The organism is Pseudomonas sp. M47T1, assembly GCF_000263855.1.
GTDB lineage: Bacteria > Pseudomonadota > Gammaproteobacteria > Pseudomonadales > Pseudomonadaceae > Aquipseudomonas.
Window position 1 is genome coordinate 42,384 of record NZ_AJWX01000003.1, and the last position, 20,061, is coordinate 62,444.

The 20,061-nt window shown below is 59.7% G+C and carries 19 protein-coding genes; 5 read left to right on the forward strand and 14 right to left on the reverse strand.

Annotation, left to right across the window (positions count from 1 at the left end; all coding sequences use genetic code 11):
* Positions 1–5 precede the first annotated feature (5 nt).
* From PMM47T1_RS04095 to PMM47T1_RS04125, 7 genes are all read right to left on the reverse strand, one after another.
* Positions 6–2,222, reverse strand: coding sequence for a sensor domain-containing protein (locus tag PMM47T1_RS04095; protein WP_008366074.1), 2,217 nt, complete (start codon positions 2,220–2,222; stop codon positions 6–8).
* Between the two features lie 10 nt (positions 2,223–2,232).
* Positions 2,233–5,100, reverse strand: coding sequence for a chemotaxis protein CheB (locus tag PMM47T1_RS04100; protein ID WP_050990381.1), 2,868 nt, complete (start codon positions 5,098–5,100; stop codon positions 2,233–2,235).
* 62 nt (positions 5,101–5,162) lie between these two features.
* Complete coding sequence (locus tag PMM47T1_RS04105; protein WP_008366077.1) at positions 5,163–5,561, reverse strand: lysozyme inhibitor LprI family protein; 399 nt, start codon at positions 5,559–5,561, stop codon at positions 5,163–5,165.
* 29 nt (positions 5,562–5,590) lie between these two features.
* Positions 5,591–6,028, reverse strand: a complete 438-nt coding sequence (locus PMM47T1_RS04110) for a class I SAM-dependent methyltransferase (protein WP_081492613.1) — start codon at positions 6,026–6,028, stop codon at positions 5,591–5,593.
* A 385-nt stretch (positions 6,029–6,413) separates the two neighbouring features.
* Entirely contained in the window at positions 6,414–8,843 is a 2,430-nt protein-coding gene (locus PMM47T1_RS04115; RefSeq protein WP_008366081.1) for a TonB-dependent siderophore receptor, read from the reverse strand.
* A gap of 116 nt (positions 8,844–8,959) precedes the next feature.
* Positions 8,960–9,898, reverse strand: coding sequence for a FecR domain-containing protein (locus PMM47T1_RS04120; RefSeq protein WP_008366083.1), 939 nt, complete (start codon positions 9,896–9,898; stop codon positions 8,960–8,962).
* 3 nt (positions 9,899–9,901) lie between these two features.
* On the reverse strand, positions 9,902–10,411 hold the full coding sequence (locus tag PMM47T1_RS04125) for a sigma-70 family RNA polymerase sigma factor (RefSeq protein WP_008366085.1): 510 nt from the start codon (positions 10,409–10,411) through the stop codon (positions 9,902–9,904).
* Between the two features lie 494 nt (positions 10,412–10,905).
* Between PMM47T1_RS04125 and PMM47T1_RS04130 the strand changes: the two genes are divergently transcribed.
* A complete protein-coding gene (locus tag PMM47T1_RS04130; RefSeq protein ID WP_008366086.1) occupies positions 10,906–11,847 on the forward strand; it encodes a hypothetical protein in 942 nt (313 codons plus the stop codon).
* 209 nt (positions 11,848–12,056) lie between these two features.
* Here the strand turns inward: PMM47T1_RS04130 and PMM47T1_RS04135 are convergent, their stop codons facing one another.
* The 4 genes from PMM47T1_RS04135 to PMM47T1_RS30660 form a co-directional block, all read right to left on the reverse strand.
* A complete protein-coding gene (locus PMM47T1_RS04135) occupies positions 12,057–12,767 on the reverse strand; it encodes a helix-turn-helix domain-containing protein (RefSeq protein WP_008366087.1) in 711 nt (236 codons plus the stop codon).
* 137 nt (positions 12,768–12,904) lie between these two features.
* Complete coding sequence (locus PMM47T1_RS04140; RefSeq protein ID WP_008366089.1) at positions 12,905–13,183, reverse strand: DUF3077 domain-containing protein; 279 nt, start codon at positions 13,181–13,183, stop codon at positions 12,905–12,907.
* A gap of 339 nt (positions 13,184–13,522) precedes the next feature.
* Positions 13,523–13,798 carry a bacteriocin immunity protein gene (locus PMM47T1_RS28845; RefSeq protein ID WP_008366090.1) on the reverse strand — a complete coding sequence of 92 codons (276 nt, stop codon included), beginning with the start codon at positions 13,796–13,798 and terminating at the stop codon, positions 13,523–13,525.
* A 7-nt stretch (positions 13,799–13,805) separates the two neighbouring features.
* Positions 13,806–14,147, reverse strand: a complete 342-nt coding sequence (locus PMM47T1_RS30660; RefSeq protein WP_008366092.1) for an HNH endonuclease signature motif containing protein — start codon at positions 14,145–14,147, stop codon at positions 13,806–13,808.
* A 254-nt stretch (positions 14,148–14,401) separates the two neighbouring features.
* Here PMM47T1_RS30660 and PMM47T1_RS04150 point away from each other — a divergent pair, with 254 nt between their 5' ends.
* The 3 genes from PMM47T1_RS04150 to PMM47T1_RS04160 are packed head-to-tail and all read left to right on the forward strand — an operon-like array spanning position 14,402 to position 16,275.
* A complete protein-coding gene (locus tag PMM47T1_RS04150) occupies positions 14,402–14,914 on the forward strand; it encodes a PAAR domain-containing protein (protein ID WP_043300715.1) in 513 nt (170 codons plus the stop codon).
* A 9-nt stretch (positions 14,915–14,923) separates the two neighbouring features.
* The gene (locus PMM47T1_RS04155; protein ID WP_008366096.1) at positions 14,924–15,859 is read left to right on the forward strand and encodes a DUF6402 family protein; all 936 of its coding nucleotides are present in this window, start codon (positions 14,924–14,926) and stop codon (positions 15,857–15,859) included.
* On the forward strand, positions 15,856–16,275 hold the full coding sequence (locus tag PMM47T1_RS04160) for a hypothetical protein (RefSeq protein WP_008366099.1): 420 nt from the start codon (positions 15,856–15,858) through the stop codon (positions 16,273–16,275). Before PMM47T1_RS04155 ends, PMM47T1_RS04160 begins: the two co-directional genes overlap by 4 nt.
* A 248-nt stretch (positions 16,276–16,523) precedes the next feature.
* On the opposite strand, the gene PMM47T1_RS04165 is transcribed toward PMM47T1_RS04160, so the two are convergent.
* The 3 genes from PMM47T1_RS04165 to PMM47T1_RS04175 all read right to left on the reverse strand — a co-directional run bounded on the left by PMM47T1_RS04165 (position 16,524) and on the right by PMM47T1_RS04175 (position 18,664).
* Entirely contained in the window at positions 16,524–16,760 is a 237-nt protein-coding gene (locus tag PMM47T1_RS04165; protein ID WP_008366101.1) for a DUF3077 domain-containing protein, read from the reverse strand.
* Positions 16,761–17,196: 436 nt separating this feature from the next.
* Positions 17,197–17,859, reverse strand: a complete 663-nt coding sequence (locus PMM47T1_RS04170) for an Abi family protein (protein WP_008366104.1) — start codon at positions 17,857–17,859, stop codon at positions 17,197–17,199.
* 526 nt (positions 17,860–18,385) lie between these two features.
* Positions 18,386–18,664 (reverse strand): DUF3077 domain-containing protein, encoded by a 279-nt coding sequence (locus tag PMM47T1_RS04175; RefSeq protein ID WP_008366105.1) that lies wholly within the window; start codon positions 18,662–18,664, stop codon positions 18,386–18,388.
* 414 nt (positions 18,665–19,078) lie between these two features.
* Here PMM47T1_RS04175 and PMM47T1_RS04180 point away from each other — a divergent pair, with 414 nt between their 5' ends.
* The gene (locus PMM47T1_RS04180) at positions 19,079–19,792 is read left to right on the forward strand and encodes a hypothetical protein (protein ID WP_008366108.1); all 714 of its coding nucleotides are present in this window, start codon (positions 19,079–19,081) and stop codon (positions 19,790–19,792) included.
* The last annotated feature ends 269 nt before the right edge of the window (positions 19,793–20,061 follow it).

The window sequence follows — 20,061 nt, forward strand, 5'->3', positions numbered from 1 at the left end:
CTGGCTCAGGGCGAAGGAGCGCTCTGCCAGGTTGGGTTTGCGTGCCAGCGTGCGATCCACGCCGGCAGTGCCTCAGGTGGCATGGGCTGGGCAATGCCGAAGCCTTGGGCCAGCTCGCAGCCCAGTTGCAGCAGGCGGTTGGCCTGAACGGCGTTATCAACGCCCTCGGCGATGATCTCCCGGCGGAAGGCGCTGGCCAGCCCCAGAATGGCCTGCAAGATGGATATGTCCTCGGGCGCGTCGAGCATGCCCTGAATAAAGGTCTGGTCGATCTTCAGCTGGGCCACGGGCAGGCGCTTGAGGTAACTGAGCGATGAATAGCCGGTGCCGAAGTCATCCAGGGCAAAGCGCACACCCATGGCCGCGCAACTGCGCAGGGTATGCGACACCCCCTCGATGTCTTCCAGGGCGCTGGTTTCCAGAATCTCGATCATCAGCATGCGTGGGTCCACGTCCGGATGCGCCGCCAGGCGTTCCAGCAGGTTGGCGACAAAGTCCGGGTGTTGCAGTTGCCGGGCGCCGACGTTGACGCTGACCGGTATCCGCACCCCTGCATGCTGCCAGGCCTGCACCTGGCTCAGGGCACTTTCCAGCACCCAGTCGCCGATCACCTCGGACAACGAATTGCTTTCAATCAAAGGCAGGAAGCTGTCGGGCATCAACAGGCCCTTTTCCGGGTGCTGCCAGCGCAACAATGCTTCGGCGCCCACCACTTCGCCAGTGCGCAAGTTCACCTTGGGTTGGTAATACAGGCGCAATTCCTGCTCGCGAATGGCACGGTCGATGCGGTCCAGGCGGGCGTTGTGGCCACGCAGGTCGAGGTCGTGCTGGGCATCGAATACGTGAAAGCGGTTCTTGCCGGCCAGCTTGGCCTGGTACATCGCCTGGTCGGCCTGGCGCAGCAACTGATCGGCGCTGATCTCGCCTTCCTGGGGGTAATAACTGACGCCGATGCTGGCTGATAGGTTGATGGCCAATTCGCCGATCTGCACCTCATCGCTGGCGGCGGCCAGCAGGCGCTCCAGCATGGGGGCGCTGTCGTATACCTGATCAAGGTCGACGATCAAGGCGACGAATTCATCGCCGCCCAGGCGCGCCAGGGTGCAGGCGTCGCGCAAGGTGTGCTTCATGCGTCGGGCCACGGTGGTCAGCACGCGGTCACCGGCGTCATGGCCGTGCAGGTCGTTGATGGCCTTGAAACCGTCCAGGTCCAGGTACGCCAAGGCCAGTTTGCTGCCCAGGCCGAGCGCGCGGGTCATGGCCTGCTGCATGCGCGAGGCCAGCAGCACGCGGTTGGGCAGGTGAGTCAGGGGATCGTAATGGGCGATGTATTCCAGTTGGCGCTGGTGTTCGTGCAGCTCGGTGACGTCGGTAAACAACGAGACGTAGTTCTGCACGCGCCCGTGGGGGTCGAGGATGGCGGTGATGGTTTGGCGCGTGGCAAAGGTTTCACCGTCGTGGCGACGGTTCCACAGGTCGCCCTGCCAGTGATGATCCAGCAGCAGGCAGCGCCATAGCTCTGCATAGTAGGCCGGTTCTGTCATGCCCGAGGCCAGGAACCGCGGGTTCAGGCCCACCGCCTCGTGCCGGGAGTAGCCGGTGATGGTGCTGAAGGCATCATTTACCTCGACGATGATGCCGCTGGCATCGGTGATCATGATGCCTTCCCGGGCGTGGGTGAATACGCTGGCGGCCAAGTTCAGGCGGCTTTCCAGGTTGCGTCGCGCCGTCAGGTCGGTCAGGCTCACGCGCACCATGGGCGGGTTGTTGTCGTGGCGCACGCAGTTCAGGCGCGCCTGCCAGAGGCTGCCGTCGGCACGCCGCAGGGTCAGTTCGCATTCTTCGGGTGTACTGGCACGGCATACCCGCACGAACACTTGTTGCCAGTGATCGCGCTCCTGGCTGGCCACCCGGCTGGCAAATCGCCGGTTGAGCAGGTGGTCGCGCGAACAGCCCAGCAAGGTCTCGCCAGTCTGGTTCACGGCCTCGATCAGGCCCTGGGTGTTGAGTGTGAGGTAACCCACGGGGGCGTTTTCATACAGGTCCATGTACCGGTCGCGCGACATTTCCAGAGCGATGTGGGCGTTGCGCAGCTCCTCGTTCTGCATTTGCAGTTCGGCTTGGTGGGTTTGTAGTTCATAGAGCAGTTGCGCGCTGGCAAGCGGACTTCCGACGGGCTGCACCTCGTGGCAAATGGCGGGGGCAGGCGTCGGCATTTTCATGTAGGGGCCTCTAGGTTGTCGACGGATGGTGCTGCATGGCCAGTAATATGAGGTGCGGTCGCGCACCGTTGCCCGTGACTCGCCTGGCGTTCAGGGTAATGGTCTGCGGGCCTGTGCCGGGCAAGTTTTGCTCCACCACGAAGCCGTCAAAACTGGAGTTATTGCCCAGAATACTCCCCAATTGTTCACGTAGCGCTTCAATGTCCCACTGCCCGTCGCCCAGTTCATAGAGCGGCCGACCGGTGGTTTGCCCCGCCGACGTGCGGAAATCCCGATAGTACGAGCGGCTGGCCGACACCACGCACAGTTGGTGGTCGAGCACCAGCAGCGGCTCGATGACCGTATCGACAATGGCCTCGGCCAGTTCTCGTGCGGCCTGTACCGCCTGGTCGTTGGCAATACGGGTGTTGATGTCGTGAAATGTCATCACCACACCATCAATCACGTTGTCCAGCGTGCGGTACGGCAGCAGCCTGGCCAGAAACCAGTTATCCGCCGTGGTGCGCAGTTCGATTTCACGGGGTATCAGTGTTTCCAGTACTTCCTGTGCCACCGCCAGCAGGTCCTGCGAGTCCAGGTATGAGGTGATATCAGCCAACGGCCGCCCGACGTCCTTGGGAATCAAGCGGTAGATGTTCGCCGCATCCCGGGTGAAGCGCCGGATAGTCAAATGGGTATCGAGAAATATAGTTCCGATATTGATGCTGTCGAGCAGGTTCTTCATGTCGTTCTGCATGTCGCCCAGCTGTTCGATCTTGGCCTGTAGCTCGGCGTTGACGGTTACCAGCTCTTCATTGACCGATTGCAGCTCTTCGCGCGACGTTTCCAGCTCTTCGTTGGAGGATTGCAGTTCTTCGTTGGTCGACTGCATCTCCTCGTTGGCCGAGCTGAGTTCCTCGTTGGCGTCCTGCAACTCGTCGATAGTGGCCTGCAGGTTCTCGCGGGTGTAGGCCAAATCGCGCTCCAGGCGCGTGACGTGCTCGGAGGTTGGGGGGGCGGTGCCGCGCTTGCCCGCCTTGGCAGGCGCAGCAGCTACCGGCGCCAGCAGGTCCTGAAAGGTGATCAGCAGTAGCCGTTCGCCTTGGGCCGAATCGGCCATGCGCCTGACGCTCAGGTTGACTTGGCGGGTGGCATCTGCCCCTGCGACGCTCAGCGGGCCGGCCTGCATGGCTTCGGTGCTGACCGCCGCGCGATGAACGGCGTTGCGCAGCTCCAACTGTAAGCCGTCGCGGGCCATGTCGATGACATTCAGGCTGGCCTGGCCGGGCGCCGGGCGCAGGTAGTTGCCGGTGTCACCATGGATATAAAGGATATTGCCCGTCAGGTCGGTGACCACTGACGCCGGGCCGAAGTCTTGCAGCAGTGCGCGGCGGGTCAGTTCGGCAATGTTGGTTTCCCTGGTCATTTTGGCTGGGTGGTCCGGTAGTTTGCTGATCCGTTCGGGCACCCATGACAGGCTGCTGTCCAACGGTATGGATTGGGGCATGGGCGACTTGATGGCCCGGTAGAATTTCCACTTGCGGTGGATGGGCGAAAACAGCGTGGCATGCCCGCCGATGCTTTCCGATGGCGACAGAAACAGCACACCACCAGGCTTGAGCGCGTAGTGAAAGGTCGGCACCAGGCGATTCTGCAGGGCCTGGCCCAGGTAAATCATCAGGTTGCGGCAGCACAGCAGGTCTAGACGGGTGAAGGGTGGGTCCTTGATGACGTTCTGCACCGCGAACACGATCATCTCGCGTATTTCCTTGCGCACTCGGTAACCGCCTTCTTCAGCGATGAAATAACGCTGCAAGCGTTGGCCGGTCATGTCATTGGCAATGCTCAACGGGTACAGGCCGGCCCGGGCGGTGCCAATGGCGTCGGCGTCCAGGTCGGTGGCGAAAAATTGGACCGTCAACGCCAGGGCATGGGCCTGCAACAGCTCATGCAGCACAATGGCTACCGAATAGGCTTCTTCGCCGCTGGCACAACCCGCCACCCACACGCGTAATACATCGTCGCGCGCCTTGGCCGCCAGCAGGGGTTGGAGGATCTGTTCCTCCATCACCTCAAAGGCCTCGGGGTCGCGGAAGAACTGGGTCACGTTGATCAGCAGTTCATTGAACAGCAACAGGCTTTCGGCGGGGCTGCCTTGCAGCAAGCTTACGTATTGCGCCTCGCTGGCTATCTGTTGAACCTGCATGCGCCGCTCGATGCGCCGCGCAATGGTGCTGGTCTTGTACTGGGTGAAGTCGTGCCCGGTGGCTTCGCGCAAGTGCAGCAGAATCTGTTGCAGCGTATAGCTGGCGCTGGCGGGCTCGGTGCCCAGCAGCGCTTCGGGCATGTGCTGCACCGTCAGTACCTGGGTGGCGTTGCCCGCCTTTATCACGCTGTCAGGCATACCGGAGTAAGCCGCTTCCTCGGGGAATTGCACCAGCGTGCGGCCGCCGTGGTCGAGAATGGCACGGCAACCGCGGGTACCATCACTGCCGGTGCCCGACAGCACGATGCCCACGGCGTATCGCCCATGCTGTTCGGCAAGGGAAATGAAACAGGCGTCGATGGGCAGATGCTGGCTGGCCGAGTGTTGGCGAGGGCTGAGTACCAGTGTGTGGCCCGACAGGCGCAGGTCGTGGTTCGGAGGGATCACGTACACCCGGTCGGCTGCCATGCGTGCACCGTTGCTGGCTTCGATCACCGGCATGCTGGTGGCGCGGCCGAGAATTTCGCTCAGCAGGCTAGGGTGGGCCGGGTCCAGATGCTGAACCACCACGAAGCTGGCGCCGCTGTCGGCGGGCATTGAGCGCAGGAACCGCTCCAGCGGTTCCAGGCCGCCAGCGGAAGCGCCAAGGCCGACGATAAGCGCAGCGCCTGGCGGTGGGGGGGTCAATGGCACGGGGCAGCCTGCGGCAAGGAAAATAGAGCGTCCATCTTAACGGGTTTGCCCCGCGCGTGGCGTCATGGGCCCAGGTAGGCCTGCAACTCCTTGGTGCGCTGCTCGGCATGGGCGCGCTTGCACCCCAGTGCCGCCAGCCCGCGCAGGCTGCCCGAGGCGTTCACTTGGTACACCGTCGCGCAGTCGGCGTCCCGGAAGGTGATCCAGGCGCGCTGGGCGACCTGCAGTTTCTGGCGCATCACGCTGTACTTGTCGGTGGCGGTGTCTGGCTGGGTGAGTTGTTTCACCAGCGCCTGGTAGGCCGAGTTAAGCTTGGCCTCGGCTGCATCGGCGTCCAGGGCGGCGCATTGGGTCATTTGCACGGTGGTGGAGGCGTTGGCGCAGTCGGGTTTGGCGTGGGCTGCGGCGAGGGCCCCGGTGGCAATGAACAGAGTGGTCAGCAACAACAGGCGAGCAGCCATAAGGCCTCCATGAAAAGTGGGGCGGCACATTAACCCGTCAGGGCCTGGCTCGTCCTGAAAAAGGGTGAGCAAATGTTAATGCCGAAATTACCGATGCGCCGCCACCAATAACAGCATCGGCCGTTCCACCTCATCGGCCACACCTTGCGGCCATCCGGGGCGGTCAGCCAGTCAGCTTGTTTCGATGCCATGAAAATCGGATGCTCGATGGAAAACACCAGGTGCCCGCCGGGGACCAGTGCCTTGTAGGCCGCGGTCAGCAAGCCAGGCAGGTTCTTGAGGTAGTGCAAGGTCAGCGAACTGTAGACAAGGTCGGTGCTGCACTCGGGCAGCGCCAGGTGTTCCAGGTCGGCCTGAGTGTCGGTGATGCGCGGGTCGCGGGTGGTGGTGCGGGCGCGCTCCAGCATGCGCTGCGACACCTCCAGCCCCAGCACGCTGCGGGCATCCTGCTCGGCGGTCCTTGGCATTTTGTTGCAGCGTACTATAGCCAATGTCTTACACGCACTGCTCCCGATCTCCTCTATGGGAAACCCGTCCACCGTCGTAATCTACCCCCAACAGCTGAGGCAAAGGATTTGCCCAGCGTCAGGGATGACAGGCCACGAAAGGATTCACTTCGACAGGGAGTTGAATGGGCCACACAAAAAACCCGCTTCGGCGGGTTTTTTGTTGTGTGGGATTTGCTGACCCTCTCAGCGTCTTGCCATTGTTCCAGCACGTACAGCGTGTCCGGGGCGGCAGCGCTGAGTCCAGTTGCCAGGGCCTCTATAGCGCTAACGCCTGTCACCGCTGCCTTGGGTAGCGGCTACAGGACACCGTGTAGTTGCGCAAGGCTACGTAGATCCGCACCCGTTACCAGGTGTATTTCACGCTGGTCAGCAAGGTGCGGCGCAGGCCCGGATAGCACTCGTAGCTGTCATCACAGGTTGCCACATACTGGGTGTCCAAAAGGTTCTGGGCATTCACCGAAACGGTCACGTGCTGGTTGATCGGGTAGCTGGCGCCGGCGTCGAACAGGGTGTAGTTATCGATGTGGTAGGTATTGGCATTGTCGCCGTACAACACGCCGGTGTAGCGGGCGCCAGCGCCCAGGCTGAGGCCGTCGAGCACGGTGTCGTGGAAGGTGTAGTTCAGCCACGCAGAGGCCATGTGCTTCGGTACGTTGGCAGGGCGGTTGCCCTGGTCGCCGTTGTTGCTCTTGGTGATTTCGGCGTGGGTGTAGGTGTACGACGCCAGCAGGTCCCAGTTCTGGTTAAGCCGCGCCTTGATTTCCGCTTCGATACCACGTGACTGCTGCTCGCCTGAAGACACCGAATAACCGGTTGTCACACCACCTGCAACCTCGTTGGTCAACACGTTGGTCTTGGTCAGGTCGTAGGCGGCCAGGGTCATCAACAGCGCGTCGGTAGGCTGGTATTTCACGCCCACTTCCCATTGATGCGCCATGCTCGGGTCGAACGCGTTGCCATTGCGGTCTGTGCCGGTGTTGGGGTTGAACGACTCGGCGTAGCTGACGTAAGGCGCGAGGCCGAAGTCGGTGACATAGGTCAGCCCCGCCCGGCCAGTAAAGGCGTTGTCCTTCTGGTAGGTGGAGGCGCCCACGTGATTGTCCAGGTCATTGCGCACGTAGTCGTAGCGACCGCCCATCGTCAGAATCCAGTGGTCGTCGAACTTTATCTGGTCCTGCAGGTAGCCGCCGACCTGCTGGATGGTCTGGTCGTAGTCGATTGAGCTCAGGCTGTTGGCCGCGGTGGGGCGGGCGATGCTCATGCCGTACTGCGGGTTATAGATGTTCAGCGTCGGCGCCAGGGTGCGCCAGCGGGTGATGTCGGCGTCCTGCCAGGCGTAGTCCACGCCCATCAGCAGCTTGTGGGTGAGCGGCCCGGTGGTGAAGTCGGCCTGCAACTGGTTGTCCAGGTTGAAGGTGTCCATGTGCTGGTCGAAACGGTCGGCAATGCGCGTGGTGGTTCCGCTGCTGAGGTTGACGGCGGTAGGCAGCAGGTTCTGGAAAATCAGGTCAACCTGGCCGTAGCGCGCGTTCTGACGAAACTCCCAGGTGTCATTCAGGCGGTGGCGGAACTCGTAGCCGAGGGTGTACTGGTCCTGGTCGAAGTGGTTGAAGCTGTGGTCACCCATCAGCACGTTGGTGGTATGACCACTGGGCGTGCTGTAGGCGAACAGGGAGCCGCCGTTATGGTCGCGGGTGAAGTCGGTGAGCACCGTCAGGCTAGTATCGGCGTCCGGCGCCCAAGTGAAGGAGGGCGCGATATACAGGCGGTTGTCCTGCACTGGGTGGCCATCGGCGTAGTCCACCTGGGTATCCGCGTCGCGAGCCAGGCCAACCACGCGATACAACAGGCTTTGATCGTCGTTCAGCGCGCCACCGATGTCGAACTGACCCTGGGCGCGATCATGGTTGCCGCCGGTCAATTGCACTTCGTTCACGTGGTCGGCTTCCGGTTTCTTGCTGACCCGGTTGACGATGCCTCCCGCATCCCCTTGCCCGAACAGGCTGGACGCTGGCCCCCGAACCACTTCCACGCGGTCAAAGGCGTACGGCTCGCTGCGGAAGAACGCATAGCTGTTGTTCTGCTGGCGCAAGCCGTTGAGGTAGTCGCTGGTGGCCTGGCCATTGAAGCCGCGAATGTACAGCCAGTCGAAACCCTTTGGGTCCAGGCCGTAGGCTTCCACTTTCACCCCGGGTACATAGCGCAACGCATCGGTCACCGTCTGTGCGCCCTGGGCCCGCATCTGCTGGCGCGTGATGACCGAAATCGACTGCGGTATCTCTATGATGGGGGTGTCGGTCTTGGTGCCCGCGCTGCTGCGGGTGGCCACATAGCCTTGCCCCGGGTCTACGCCATCATCGCTACTTTTGCCCGAGATGCTGGTGGGCGCCAGTTGCACGGTGGCATCAACCATCGGGATCAGCGAGTAGCTGCCGTTGGCCAGCAACACCGCTTGCAGCCTGCTCTCGGCCAGCAGCTGGCGCAGGCCGGCATCCACCGCGTAGGCGCCATGCAGGCCAGGCGAGCGTTGCCCTTGGGCGGCCTGGGGGTCGTAGGAAATGTTGACGCCGGTGGTGGCTGAAAATTGCTCCAGCGCCGCGCTCACCGAGCCTGCGGGAATGTCGAAGCGGGTTTCAGCCGCAGCCTGCGCCCATGCCGAAGGGGCAATGATCAACGCCGCCAGTGGCGCGCTCAAGGTAATGCCCATGACCCCCTGGCGCACCGCGCGCTTGAACAGGTCCGGCCCATTGGTGGTTGACTTGCGTGCAGACATGCGTATTCCCTTCGTCCCGTGGCAGTAGTGATGGCGTTATGTGCGCCTCTACATCCAAGTCGAACGAGAATTCGAATCGACAACACCCCACGGCAATATATTTTTGCGAGCACGCCTCAAGCGGGTTCCACCCGTGCCCAGTACGGGGTGAAATGCCTGATGCGCACGGGCAGCGTGGACGACAGGTTTTCCAGCACCGCGTTGATATCGCCCAGGTGAAAGGCGCCGGAAATCCGCAGCTTGGCCACGGCCGCCGCACAGCCCAGATACCCAGGGCGGTAACGCTGCAATTCAGTGACAACCTGTTCCAGGCGCCAGTCGTCGACGACCAGCATGCCGTGGGTCCAGGCGTCGGCCTGGGGCGTAGCCGGTTGCACGGCGTCGGTCGCGTTTTGCCGAAACAGCAGTTGCTGACCGGCGTCCACCCGCACGGCCGGCAGCATTGTCGCTGTGCGCACTTGCACCGCATGTTGCAGCACGCCTACCCGGGTTTGATCGTCCTCGCTGCGCACCACAAAACGCGTGCCCAGGGCGCGGATGCTACCTTCTGGGGTGTGTACCACGAAGGGCCGGCCCTGGGTATCTCGTGCGGTCTGCACCAGGATCTCCCCGCGTAGCAGGTGCAGTTCCCGCAGTTGAGGGCTATAGCGAATATTTACCGCAGTGTCCGTATTCAGCTGCAGCAGGCTGCCGTCTGCCAGTTTCACGCTTCGGTAGCCACCGGTGGTGGTTCGCTCGTCAGCCATCAACGACGGCAGCGGCGTCACGCGCCAGGACAGGGCCGCGGTGCCACTGGCCGCCAGTAACAGCGAAAGCACCTTCAAGAATTCCCGCCGTTTCGCACGGGCACCGCTCAACGTTGGCCGGGCAATGCCAGGCGCCACTCGCTCAAAGCGTTCCTGCAGCCGGGCAAGCCGGTCCCACGCCATTCGATGACCAGGGTCGGCATTCAGCCAGCGCCCATGGGCCTCGCGGGTCACTTCGTTGGCGTCCTCGCAGCGCAGTTCAACGTACCAGCGGGCGGCCGCCTCAAGAATGGTGTGATCCTGTGCCATGGCCTACTCCTCGGTGGCCAGCAGGCAATGCATCAACGCCCGCGCCGCGTGCTTCTTCACGGTGTTAACCGACAGGTTCAGCTGGCGACCGATCTGCACATAGCTCAACCCATCGAGCTGGGCCAGCAGGAAAATTTCCCGCGTACGGCCCCCCAGTCCATCGAGCAACTGGTCGATTTCCAGCAGCGTTTCAATGACCTGCAAACGCGTTTCAGGGGAAATATCCAGCGCCTCGGGCAGCGCCGCCAACGTCTCCAGGTAAGCCTGTTCAAGCGCACGGCGCCGAAACATATCGATCATCAGGCTACGAGCGATACTGCTCAAATACGCACGCGGCTCGCGCAGCTCCGGCGCCTTGCGCAGCAGCAACACGCGGATGAAGGTGTCCTGGGCCAGGTCCGCCGCATGCTCGAAACATCCCAGGCGCGCCCGCAACCAGCCGCACAGCCAGCCGTGGTGATCGGTGTAAAGGGTGTGGATGGCCTGATGCTGCGTGCGGTCAACGGAGGACATTGCCTGTACCTGAGACGGGGATTCATATGGAAATGAATCTCATTTTCGTCAGTGTCAGAGGAATTAGCAATATGTGGCGACGTGTATCGCGATCTATTTGGGGGCTTGGAGCCGGTGTCGCAGGACTGCACTCGAAGGCGAGTGTTGGGTAGTCGAAGCCTAACCGGAGCGCACAATCTTTTAACGTCGAGGACTTCCCTGGCGGCGCTGGTAGTGGCTGCCCGGGTCATGGAAAAGTACCATTGCTCCGTACACTGATGCTGTACCCCAGTCTCGAGTTTTTGTATTTTCACGCTTTGTGCAACGGTACGTGAGCATTTCCTGGCGATGCAGTAACCGATTTTGATCGTTTGCCAACCCTTGTCGGGCAGGCGCCAGTTCGAGAAGCAGGCACCGCAAATCTTCTCTTACAGGCTTTCCAGTCCCAGTGGAGCTAACCTGAAAGGACTGCCCAGCGCCATCCCATCAGACACAACAGCCAAGGACACAGGCTCATGCAAACCCCTGCACCCACCGGCAAACACATCAAAACCTTCAAACACGGCAAAGCGCTGCCCCTGTTCACCGGGCTCTTCGGCGCGGTACTACTGGCCTTCGCTATCTTCGTCCTGTACTTGCCAACCGCCCACATCATCACCAACACCGGGCCCGTCAGCCTCCAGACCAGCGGTGGCATGACCATCACCTTCGCCAGCCAGACCACCTTGCTCTACGCCACCGCCGCGCTGCTCGCGGCCTTGGCCGCAGTCATGCTCGGCCTGACCCTGTGGCAGTACACGTTGCGCCGCGCCAGCTACGACGTGCACGAACACGGCATCACCCAGGTCATCGGCAGCCAGCGTGACTACACGCCCTTCACCGAGATCCAGGACCTGTACCTGTTCAGTTCCGGGCAAACCGCCCTCACGGGCCTGATCACCAACCTGGCCTACCGCCGCGACGCCAGCGAACCGTTCAAGCGCGTCACCTTGCAGCTGAAGGGCTTCCTGGCGTTCGTCCAATGGGTGCGCGAACTCTACCTGCGCGAACGGCTGCCCGTGGTCCTGCGCACGCTGGAGGCGGGCGGGGCGGTGACTTTCAACTACATCAGCACCGGTCAGGTATGGGGCAAGCGCATGGGTGGCAACTTCCTGGACATTGCCACCCAGCCCATTTCGGTTACGCGTGACCAGTTGGAAGTGGAAGGGCACACCGTGTCGATGGTCAGCCTGCGTGGTGTTGACCTGAATGCATGGTCCGAGAAAGTAGTGATCAAGGGGGCGGTGGGCAAAACGGTGTTTGCAGCGTTGGCCACGGGGATCATGAGCCATGACCTGATGCTCGCGACCCTGTCGACGCTGTTGCAGGACGGCGCGGCGCAGGGGCAGGTGGGTGCGGACAACGTGGCGGAGTTGCTGCGGTATGGCGATGAGACTTGGTTCAAAGCGATCAAGTAATCGTTGCGCTCTGAAGCAGCAACTGCCTTGTGGAGGGTGGATGTGCAGCTGCGCGGCGGCCATCCGCCGCCAGGCTGGGCTGGCCAGTGGATACGCACAGACCTTCAGTGCATACCGATGCAGGATAAAAACCGAGCTCCGGCTTGTACGTTGCTCGACAGCCAGATTCAGGCGTTCGAATACTTAACGGTTACCAAGCGCTCCAGCCATCAGTCCAGCACCCTCAGTCGAAGATGCCGCAACGTCTGATCCGCCCGAACCCCAAACTGCCGCCGCATACTGCGCGACAAATGCGCCGAATCCGCAAAACCAGCCGCCATGGCCGCTGCTGTAAGGTTACTGCCCAACAACGCCAGCTTTGTCGCCTGCCGCAATCGCTGCCACAGCACCAGGCGCCTTACCGAAATCCCCAGCGTGCCGGTAAACAACCTCTCCAACTGGCTGACCGACAGCGACGCGGCATACGCCAACCGTTCAGCCGGCAACGCGTCATCCCCCACAGCGCGAATCCGTTCCAGTGCTTTTGCCAGGCGAGGGTCCAAGGCACGGCGGGGCAGATTTTGCATGCCTTCAGCCAGGCGGTTCAGGTCCGCACCCGCACTCGCGCAGCAATCACGCAAAGCCTGCAGGTCGAACGCCAGCGGCTCGGCGAACAGCGTGATTGCCGATGGTTTGACGTTTGCAATGGCGTGTTCCTGGCCTGATTCGATGACGAGCACCTGACCGCAGTGCAGCTGGCCGTCGATCAATGCCTGGACGTCACCTTCAAGGGCGATGAGCACTTGATGGGCGTAGTGGGCGTGCGTGTGGGTAGTGCCCGCAGTGCCGGCGATCAGGCAGTAGTCGGGCCCAAGCCATAGGTCGCCTTGCCATTGTGTGTGGGCGTTGCTGGGTGGCGCTTCGTTGGCATCATGGTTCATCGAGTGTTGATACCGGGAAAGGAAGCATTGTTCGGCGAGTGGTCTCCAGTCAGCGGCATGGCGGCGTTGTGGTAGGTGCATGCCATACGCTCAAAACGCCGAACCAGCCGCTAATCCAGCCCAGCGTCACAACGCGATCAAGCTACGTTGTTGTGTGCCAACGGTATCGTCAAATCATGCACGATCGCCTGTGCCATCTCCCCCAGGTAAGCCGCTGCCCACGCCAGATGAGGACCGTCGTCGCCCATGGCGGCGTCTGTCATCAGTTGGTTGGCGACGAGTTGCAGGTTGGAGCTGTGGGCCAGGGCATCCACGAGCGGGATGTCGGGGTTGACGGTGAACAGTGGGGTGGCGGTGGGGCCGCAAGGGGCAAAAGTGGTTTGGCCTTGGGTTTGGTGCGGGGTTGGATTGGTCATTGAGTAGTATCCGTTCTGTAGGTTTAGACCGGCACCGCCTGCCGCCAAGCAGGTTTGGGTGACGGATTGCACAAGGTTGGCGGACCGGACAGAACGAACCGGCACTTGCGAACAAGTCCCTGCGCAACCCGCCATAGATCTGCATCCGGGCAGGGATAAGCCGCCTGGGTGAGGATTGGGGGTATTGCGCGTTCTGAACGGACCGCCAAGTCCGTGTCGCTGGTTGGCGACGGCGGAAGGGTAGCGTGTAGGGGGCGGATGGACAATCATTTTTGACTGCGGATCAGACCCTATGATCCTTCCAAAAGAAGGTAGCGCTGTTGGCAATTTCCGGGAATATCAATCTTCTTTGAAACCGGGTAATCCATTCGCCGCGCGCCATTGTTTGACGATGCGTACTACACCCAAAGGAGAGCTGTCAGCGCCTGGCTCTGGATAATAGATAAGGTCCGAACCTGAAGGATGTTGGCTGACTTTCTCAAAGTGCAGCAGCAACCGGTCTGCTTTGTCATCAGTGGTTCCGTTGAGATCTTCGGCGGCAAGTGCTTCCAGGAGTCGGGTGAATTCAGCTTCGGTGTAATCAGACAAGCTGTCTTTCAGAAGTGGGTCAGTCATGACGGGCCTACTGGTTCCGGTGAAGGTCAATATGGTTTTTAGGAGTGTTCACTCGTAGGTTATCGATGTCATACACACCGCCGTCTTCGGATACCTTACGGACATGATGAAGTTCGTACGATAGCCTTCCGCCCACCCGGTCTGCTTTGCGTGCCCGAGGCGCCCTGCCTGTTTGCATGCGCCCGGTGTTCTGTGGGGCAAATTGGTCCGCAAACCTGGAAGTCGATACGGCTTTCCAGAACGCCGATCTGAATGTATCGAACCCATTAAAGCTTTGCCCTCTTAGTGCGTCTGCTAACTCTGCGGGGATCGGCGCGCCGATACCCGAATCCGCATCGGCCAGCCACACTCCGTCGATATAAAGCCATCAAACTGCGCCGTTGCGTGCCACTGGTATCGTCAAATCATGCACGATCGCCTGTGCCATCTTCCCCAGATCGCCCGCCGCCCACGCCAGTGCAGCACCCACCGAGCAGCGCTGCATCTCAACGGCTGCTTGGCAATGAACAGGCCGCGCGTGGCCCGGTTTATCAATGACTGCACTCACTGTAAAATGCTGCGCCAGCGTCCAAGGTAGGACGATCTTCGAAAAGGAGCTTCCCCATGTCCGCAAAACCAGCGGCTCGCATTTCTGATACGCACTCTTGCCCCATTTCCAGTCATGCGCCAAACCCCATCTCAAGCGGTTCACCCAATGTGATTTTCGAGGGCATGCCTGTGGCCACTGTTGGCGACACCTGCAGTTGCGGAGCATCCATTACCGAGGGGATGTCCACCGTATTCGTCAACGGAAAGCCAATCGCATTTCTGGGCAGCGCAACGGACCATGGCGGGCAAATCATCACGGGGGCAGGCACCATCATTGTCGGTGACACGTTCGTGCCTGCGCCATTCAGCGGGTTGGCACCGATGCCTGGTCATTTCAATGAGCACTTCGTGCTCAAGAATGAGTCAGGCGAGCCGCTTGCAGGGCGCCGTTACCAGCTGACGACCGCTTCCGGAAAAGTTCTCAAAGGTATCACTGATAGTCAGGGGAAGACCCAATCAATCGCCGCTGCGCAGGCAGAAAGCGTGCATCTGGAATATGAACCCCAAACTGAAGTAGTGATTGCTTGAGGAAAGGCTATGGCAAATGAGACAGCTAAATCGACGTTGAGCCCTAGCAGTAATACTCAAGGTACGGAGGTGCAATCGCGGCAATTCAAGATCACTGATATTCCCGCCGCGATGGACAAAATTGGCTGGCCGGTCTCGGCTGCGCTAATGAGGCATTGGTTTGCAGGCAAGCCTTGGAATACGCCCAACGGTGGCATGACGCGGGAAGTGAAAACGCATCAACTGCCACCTCCTGCTCAGTATGTTGAGGAAACGATCGTAAAAATGAACTGGGTGGTCACTTACCCCCGCGGCCAGGAAGTCATCAAGGTGCTCGAGGCGAATTGGAACAACTCCAGCGCTCAGGTTGAGATTAAACGGCATGTTGCAGCATTCTCTGCAGGCAAGGCGCCAGGCTGCTACCCACTTCGGTTCAGTGGAGTTGCCTCCAAGGCAGAGGCGTTTGGTTATTCCAATAGCCGAGTCGTGGAATTCAATCAGGAGGGCGATGACGACTTGAATGACTTGCGTGGTGCCTTGGCCAACTTCAATATGCGCGTCGTCGCCGAAGGGGACGTGGTGATTGACGCTCAGGGCGTAAGCTTGGTAGCTGACACCATCGGGTTTTATGCCGAAGACAGCTACGATTTCGAGGACAATACACTGATCAGCCAGCCGCTGGGCTTCTGGAATTTTGACGGTATTGCCCTCAGTGCCGGCGAAGCGCTTTCAAAGAATGACATGATTACGCAGCAAGAGAGGCTAGTCGGCTATCAATCCCTGTTTCAGGATGACGCAACGTCAAGCCAGACGTTCAGGCAATTTGAAGAGGGCAGGTATTATCTTATACAAAATAGTAGCTTTCAGAAATATAGAGATCGGCATAAAGCTGGCGGGGACTTTACGGTTTACTCTGACATCTTATATAATAAACTAACTGCACCTATGGTCATTGCGATCAAATGACTATCTTCAAAAGGGTTAAGGTTTTTTCTCTTGCCATCGTGGTGGTTGTTGTCGCGGCAGGGGGTGAGTTTTTCAGGCAATTGAATAAAGAGGCGGATTTTACACTGCGCAGCCCCAAAGGCGACTACCTGATCGAAAGTGTCACCCTTGGCGGGATATTGTTCCCTTTTCATGACAAGGTCTTCCTGAGGGTGGTGGATGCCACGCGCCCGGGTGAAGCTTACCGCACTCCCCTTTTTGCGGCCTCGCTCTTGGATATGCGTTCGCCGTTTGAAACGGAGGGTGAATTGTCCATTACCTGGGTCACGTTTCATAAGGCGCGCAAATCGTTTTCTCTGGGAGTTCCGGAGTGGCAGGGCACTTGGCTTAATCTTTTTGTTGCCAATGCACCTTATGACATTACTCCAAACGACTGATCGAGGCTGTGGCGCCTGGGCTTGCACCGGTGAATGGAATGCGGTTTGCGGTTGTGGTCGGCGCACTGATTACTGTGGGCACGTGCGAAATATCCCGTTCAGGATTGAAGCTGGTGGAAGGCAATCGGGGTCGGTTTTGCAGGACCAGGTGACGCAGGGGCGCAGTTGTCCAAGCGCCGGTGGTGAGGTCGCTCCGCCTGTTCAGAACGCCGAACCAGCCGCTAATCCAGCCCAGCGTCACAACGCGATCAAGCTACGTTGTTGTGTGCCACCGGTATCGTCAAATCATGCACGATCGCCTGTGCCATCTCCCCCAGGTAAGCCGCTGCCCACGCCAGATGAGGACCGTCGTCGCCCATGGCGGCGTCTGTCATCTGTTGGTTGGCGACGAGTTGCAGGTTGGAGCTGTGGGCCAGGGCATCCACGAGCGGGATGTCGGGGTTGACGGTGAACAGTGGGGTGGCGGTGGGGGCCGCAAGGGGCAAAAGTGGTTTGGCCTTGGGTTTGGTGCGGGGTTGGATTGGTCATCGGTGAATCTCCTATCGCAAGATGGATCATCACCCAACCTGCCGCCAAGCAGGAGAAGGGTGACGGGTTACACAAGGTTGGCGGACCGGGCAATAGGCAAACCGGCACTTCCGAGGAAGTCCCTGCGCAACCCGCCATAACACAGCATCGCGGGCACGGAGGGGTGCTTGCGATGGTGAGGTGCGGCGTTGTTGCGCCTTATTGCTGGTCGAGCCGCCAAGCTCGGTCGCCATTGGGCAACCGTTCAAGGCTACCGGGAGTGGTGAGAAAGATCAATTCAGGGAACGAGCCGGTCCAAGCGACACGGGACATGTTTCAGTGGCAGGCGTGATAGCTTGGTTCTGGCGGCAGTTGGCCCCTCGGTTTGTCGGCGGCTGGCTCGGACAATTGCGGTCATTCGCTCCTTGGCAGTGGGCAGTTCATCCAGTTTCCCCACAACACCGGGAATCTGCAAACGGTCCGTAGCCAAGCCTTTAATTGCGGATCAAGCCATCCGATCACCTCAAGGCAAACCTGATAGCCATGCTGCATATCCGGCTGCAACCAGAGCAGAGCATCATGGTGAGCGACGCGGTTTCGGAGGTCTCTCGCCATGTTGAGAGCCTTGCTGATTTCAGTCCGCTTTCGTTTGTTCTTGGGGCAGCGAGGAAAGGCCAGTCGCAGTTCCTTCCACAGCTCTGACTCGTGGCGAAGGTTGAAAAGAGCCACCCAAAACCCAAAGCTCAGCTCGGACACGATCCGGTCAGGCGTGGCCGCATGGCGCTTCATCTGAATGTTCCGCTGGGCGCTGGAAATTACTTCGATTTCTTTCGGGGTAAGGGTTGGTGCAATGCTCCACCAGTCTGTCCTGCCGTATCTGGCTTTCAGCTGCCTGTCGATCGCATTGCGCAGGGCTACCTCTAAAATGTGCAGGCAGGGCATGATCGACTCTGCCAACTGCAGGTTGTACAGGTAAGCAACCGAAGCAGCAGCCCCACGAGGATTCACTGCATAGCGGGCGATCCTGGGCTTGGAGAAAAGGCTTTCAAGGACTGATTCTGCTATCGCGTTGCTCAAATTTGCGCATCCTGGCGTGACCGATTATATTAGTGCTGCAGCCCTAGCCCGTCCTCTCCCAGAAGTCCTTATGGCTCATGCTGGTGATGACACTAGGTAAGTATTTATGGCCCCGCTCTGCGGGGCCATTTTCGTATCTGAGCGGGGGAAATCTTACCGGCTTCGGTCGCGCTGCTTCTCTCTGGTCTTGTTTCTCTGTGTTTCGCGGACTGTTTCGAGTCTCGTTTCCAGCTTCAAATATCGCGCTGCAGCTTTCTGATGAGCGCTACGGCGAAACAAAAAGGGACTCTCAAGGGTCCTTTTTTTGTTTCTCAAATCATGGTCGATTGCCGCTTTCCTGCGGCACCTGCGATTCACGGGTAAAGGGCACGCAGACACGCGCATTTTCTGCCGGTATCACTATGGCTGACTGGCATCTGTAGCCGCTGCCGCCAGGCTGCGCTGGCCCTACAGCCGAACCCGGCCAATCCCCAATCAATCCAAAACGCCAAACCAGCCGCTAATCCAGCCCAGCGTCACAACGCGATCAAACTGCGCTGTTGTGTGCCACCGGTATCGTCAGATCATGCACGATCGCCTGTGCCATCTCCCCCAGGTAAGCCGCTGCCCACGCCAGATGAGGACCGTCGTCGCCCATGGCGGCGTCTGTCATCAGTTGGTTGGCGATGAGTTGCAGGTTGGAGCTGTGGGCCAGCGCGTCCACGAGCGGGATGTCGGGGTTGACGGTGAACAGTGGGGAAGCGGTGGGGCCGCAAGGGGCAAAGGTGGTTTGGCCTTGGGTTTGGAGCGGGGTTGGATCGGTCATAGCTATTTCCCTATATCGGTGAAGCCACGCCGCCTGCCGCCAAGCAGGTTTAGGGTGGCAAATTGCACAAGGTTGGCGGACCGGCGATATAGGAACCGGCACCCCGTGAGGGGTCCCTGCGCAATTCGCCATAGCGTTGCTCCTGAGCTGGGCCAGGGAGCTAGGTTTCGGCTCGTTGCGCCTATATCGTTTGGGGCCGCCAAGCCCGCTTGGGAGATTGTCCCAGCGTGGATGGTACAGATTTTTGGGGCCGTGGGTCTACTTCAATGGCTAGATATTAGGTTGCGGTGGGTAGGCGGCGGTTGGAGTGACGGTCATGAGGGTTCCGTGCAAGCGTGGCTCCGGCTACATATCGTCGTGCCTGCTACGTTGGTCAGGCGGTTACGTTAATTCAGATTTTCATCAGGTGTTGATATGGATATTAAAGAGCTTTGTGATAGTCATGAAATAGATGTTCGAAAGTTTGGAGTCGCCTTGGGGGGTGGCGGATTCACAATGACGAAGCTTGGAACGTCTCCGATAGAATTCTTGATGCTGGCAGAGGAAGACTTCGAAAGAGGTGGTCTGTCGGCGCTTGTCAACGCAACTACCAATGCGAAGCGGGCAATAGTCTGTCAGGTTGACCAATTGCTGATTTCGTTTGGGTATCGGTCGCTTAGGTGGGCCGTTCCCAAAAAGCTTGATCAATTGAAGGCGCTTGGTCTGTTGACGCCTAGTCTTCTGCGCAAAGTTGTGGGTGTGCGGAATATTATCGAGCATGAATACTCAACTCCGAAATTGGATTTTGTAAAAGAAGCGCTGGATATTTCCAGTTTGTTTGTTATGCCGGCATCGGCTATGTTTGTTCCATTTGATGACGTCCTGGAATTTTCGCTGCCTGACATCGCTGCTCCTGGTCAAGAGGTGACTCACTTCACAGTTGGTTTGAATCGTGAGGATCGAGGCGTTTTCTATAGGCTCTACGCATACGGGGCCGGCAGTTTTTGCGGACGATGTGTCTCGCAATGTGAAATTCCTTCAGGACATATTGTCTTTGAAGCAATGGTTCGGCTTTCCGCAGCCCTGATGCTTCAATATAAGATCGATGAGGCGTTGCGGAATCTTGAGGAGGCTTTCGCTCAAATGTAGTAGCAACTGTCTGTCGCAGTAACTGTCTTGAAACCGTGTTGCCTGCATCGCGACTAAAGTCGGCTCCTACGCCGTCCGTGGTGGGAGCCGGCCTTGGCGGCGATGCAGACGGCGCCGTCTTGTAGCTGTCGAAGGCTGCGTTGCGTCGCGCGGGCGGCGCTCGATCTCAAGAGCGCAGAAAATCCCAAGACATCCACCTGAAGGCTCACCGCCCCATACTGTGTGGGACCGGGTGCATGCCTTGGGCTTTTATGGCGTTCTTGAGATCG

Excerpts from the sequence above, each read along its gene's own strand:
- PMM47T1_RS04155 (WP_008366096.1), top strand. The coding sequence starts at position 14,924 with ATGGCAAATGAGACAGCTAAATCGACGTTGAGCCCTAGCAGTAATACT.
- PMM47T1_RS04105 (WP_008366077.1), bottom strand. The coding sequence starts at position 5,561 with ATGGCTGCTCGCCTGTTGTTGCTGACCACTCTGTTCATTGCCACCGGG.
- PMM47T1_RS04095 (WP_008366074.1), bottom strand. The coding sequence starts at position 2,222 with ATGAAAATGCCGACGCCTGCCCCCGCCATTTGCCACGAGGTGCAGCCC.
- PMM47T1_RS04180 (WP_008366108.1), top strand. The coding sequence starts at position 19,079 with ATGGATATTAAAGAGCTTTGTGATAGTCATGAAATAGATGTTCGAAAG.
- PMM47T1_RS04115 (WP_008366081.1), bottom strand. The coding sequence starts at position 8,843 with ATGTCTGCACGCAAGTCAACCACCAATGGGCCGGACCTGTTCAAGCGC.
- PMM47T1_RS04120 (WP_008366083.1), bottom strand. The coding sequence starts at position 9,898 with ATGGCACAGGATCACACCATTCTTGAGGCGGCCGCCCGCTGGTACGTT.
- PMM47T1_RS04140 (WP_008366089.1), bottom strand. The coding sequence starts at position 13,183 with ATGACCAATCCAACCCCGCACCAAACCCAAGGCCAAACCACTTTTGCC.
- PMM47T1_RS04125 (WP_008366085.1), bottom strand. The coding sequence starts at position 10,411 with ATGTCCTCCGTTGACCGCACGCAGCATCAGGCCATCCACACCCTTTAC.
- PMM47T1_RS04175 (WP_008366105.1), bottom strand. The coding sequence starts at position 18,664 with ATGACCGATCCAACCCCGCTCCAAACCCAAGGCCAAACCACCTTTGCC.
- PMM47T1_RS04160 (WP_008366099.1), top strand. The coding sequence starts at position 15,856 with ATGACTATCTTCAAAAGGGTTAAGGTTTTTTCTCTTGCCATCGTGGTG.
- PMM47T1_RS28845 (WP_008366090.1), bottom strand. The coding sequence starts at position 13,798 with ATGACTGACCCACTTCTGAAAGACAGCTTGTCTGATTACACCGAAGCT.
- PMM47T1_RS04135 (WP_008366087.1), bottom strand. The coding sequence starts at position 12,767 with ATGAACCATGATGCCAACGAAGCGCCACCCAGCAACGCCCACACACAA.
- PMM47T1_RS04150 (WP_043300715.1), top strand. The coding sequence starts at position 14,402 with ATGTCCGCAAAACCAGCGGCTCGCATTTCTGATACGCACTCTTGCCCC.
- PMM47T1_RS04130 (WP_008366086.1), top strand. The coding sequence starts at position 10,906 with ATGCAAACCCCTGCACCCACCGGCAAACACATCAAAACCTTCAAACAC.
- PMM47T1_RS04110 (WP_081492613.1), bottom strand. The coding sequence starts at position 6,028 with ATGCCAAGGACCGCCGAGCAGGATGCCCGCAGCGTGCTGGGGCTGGAG.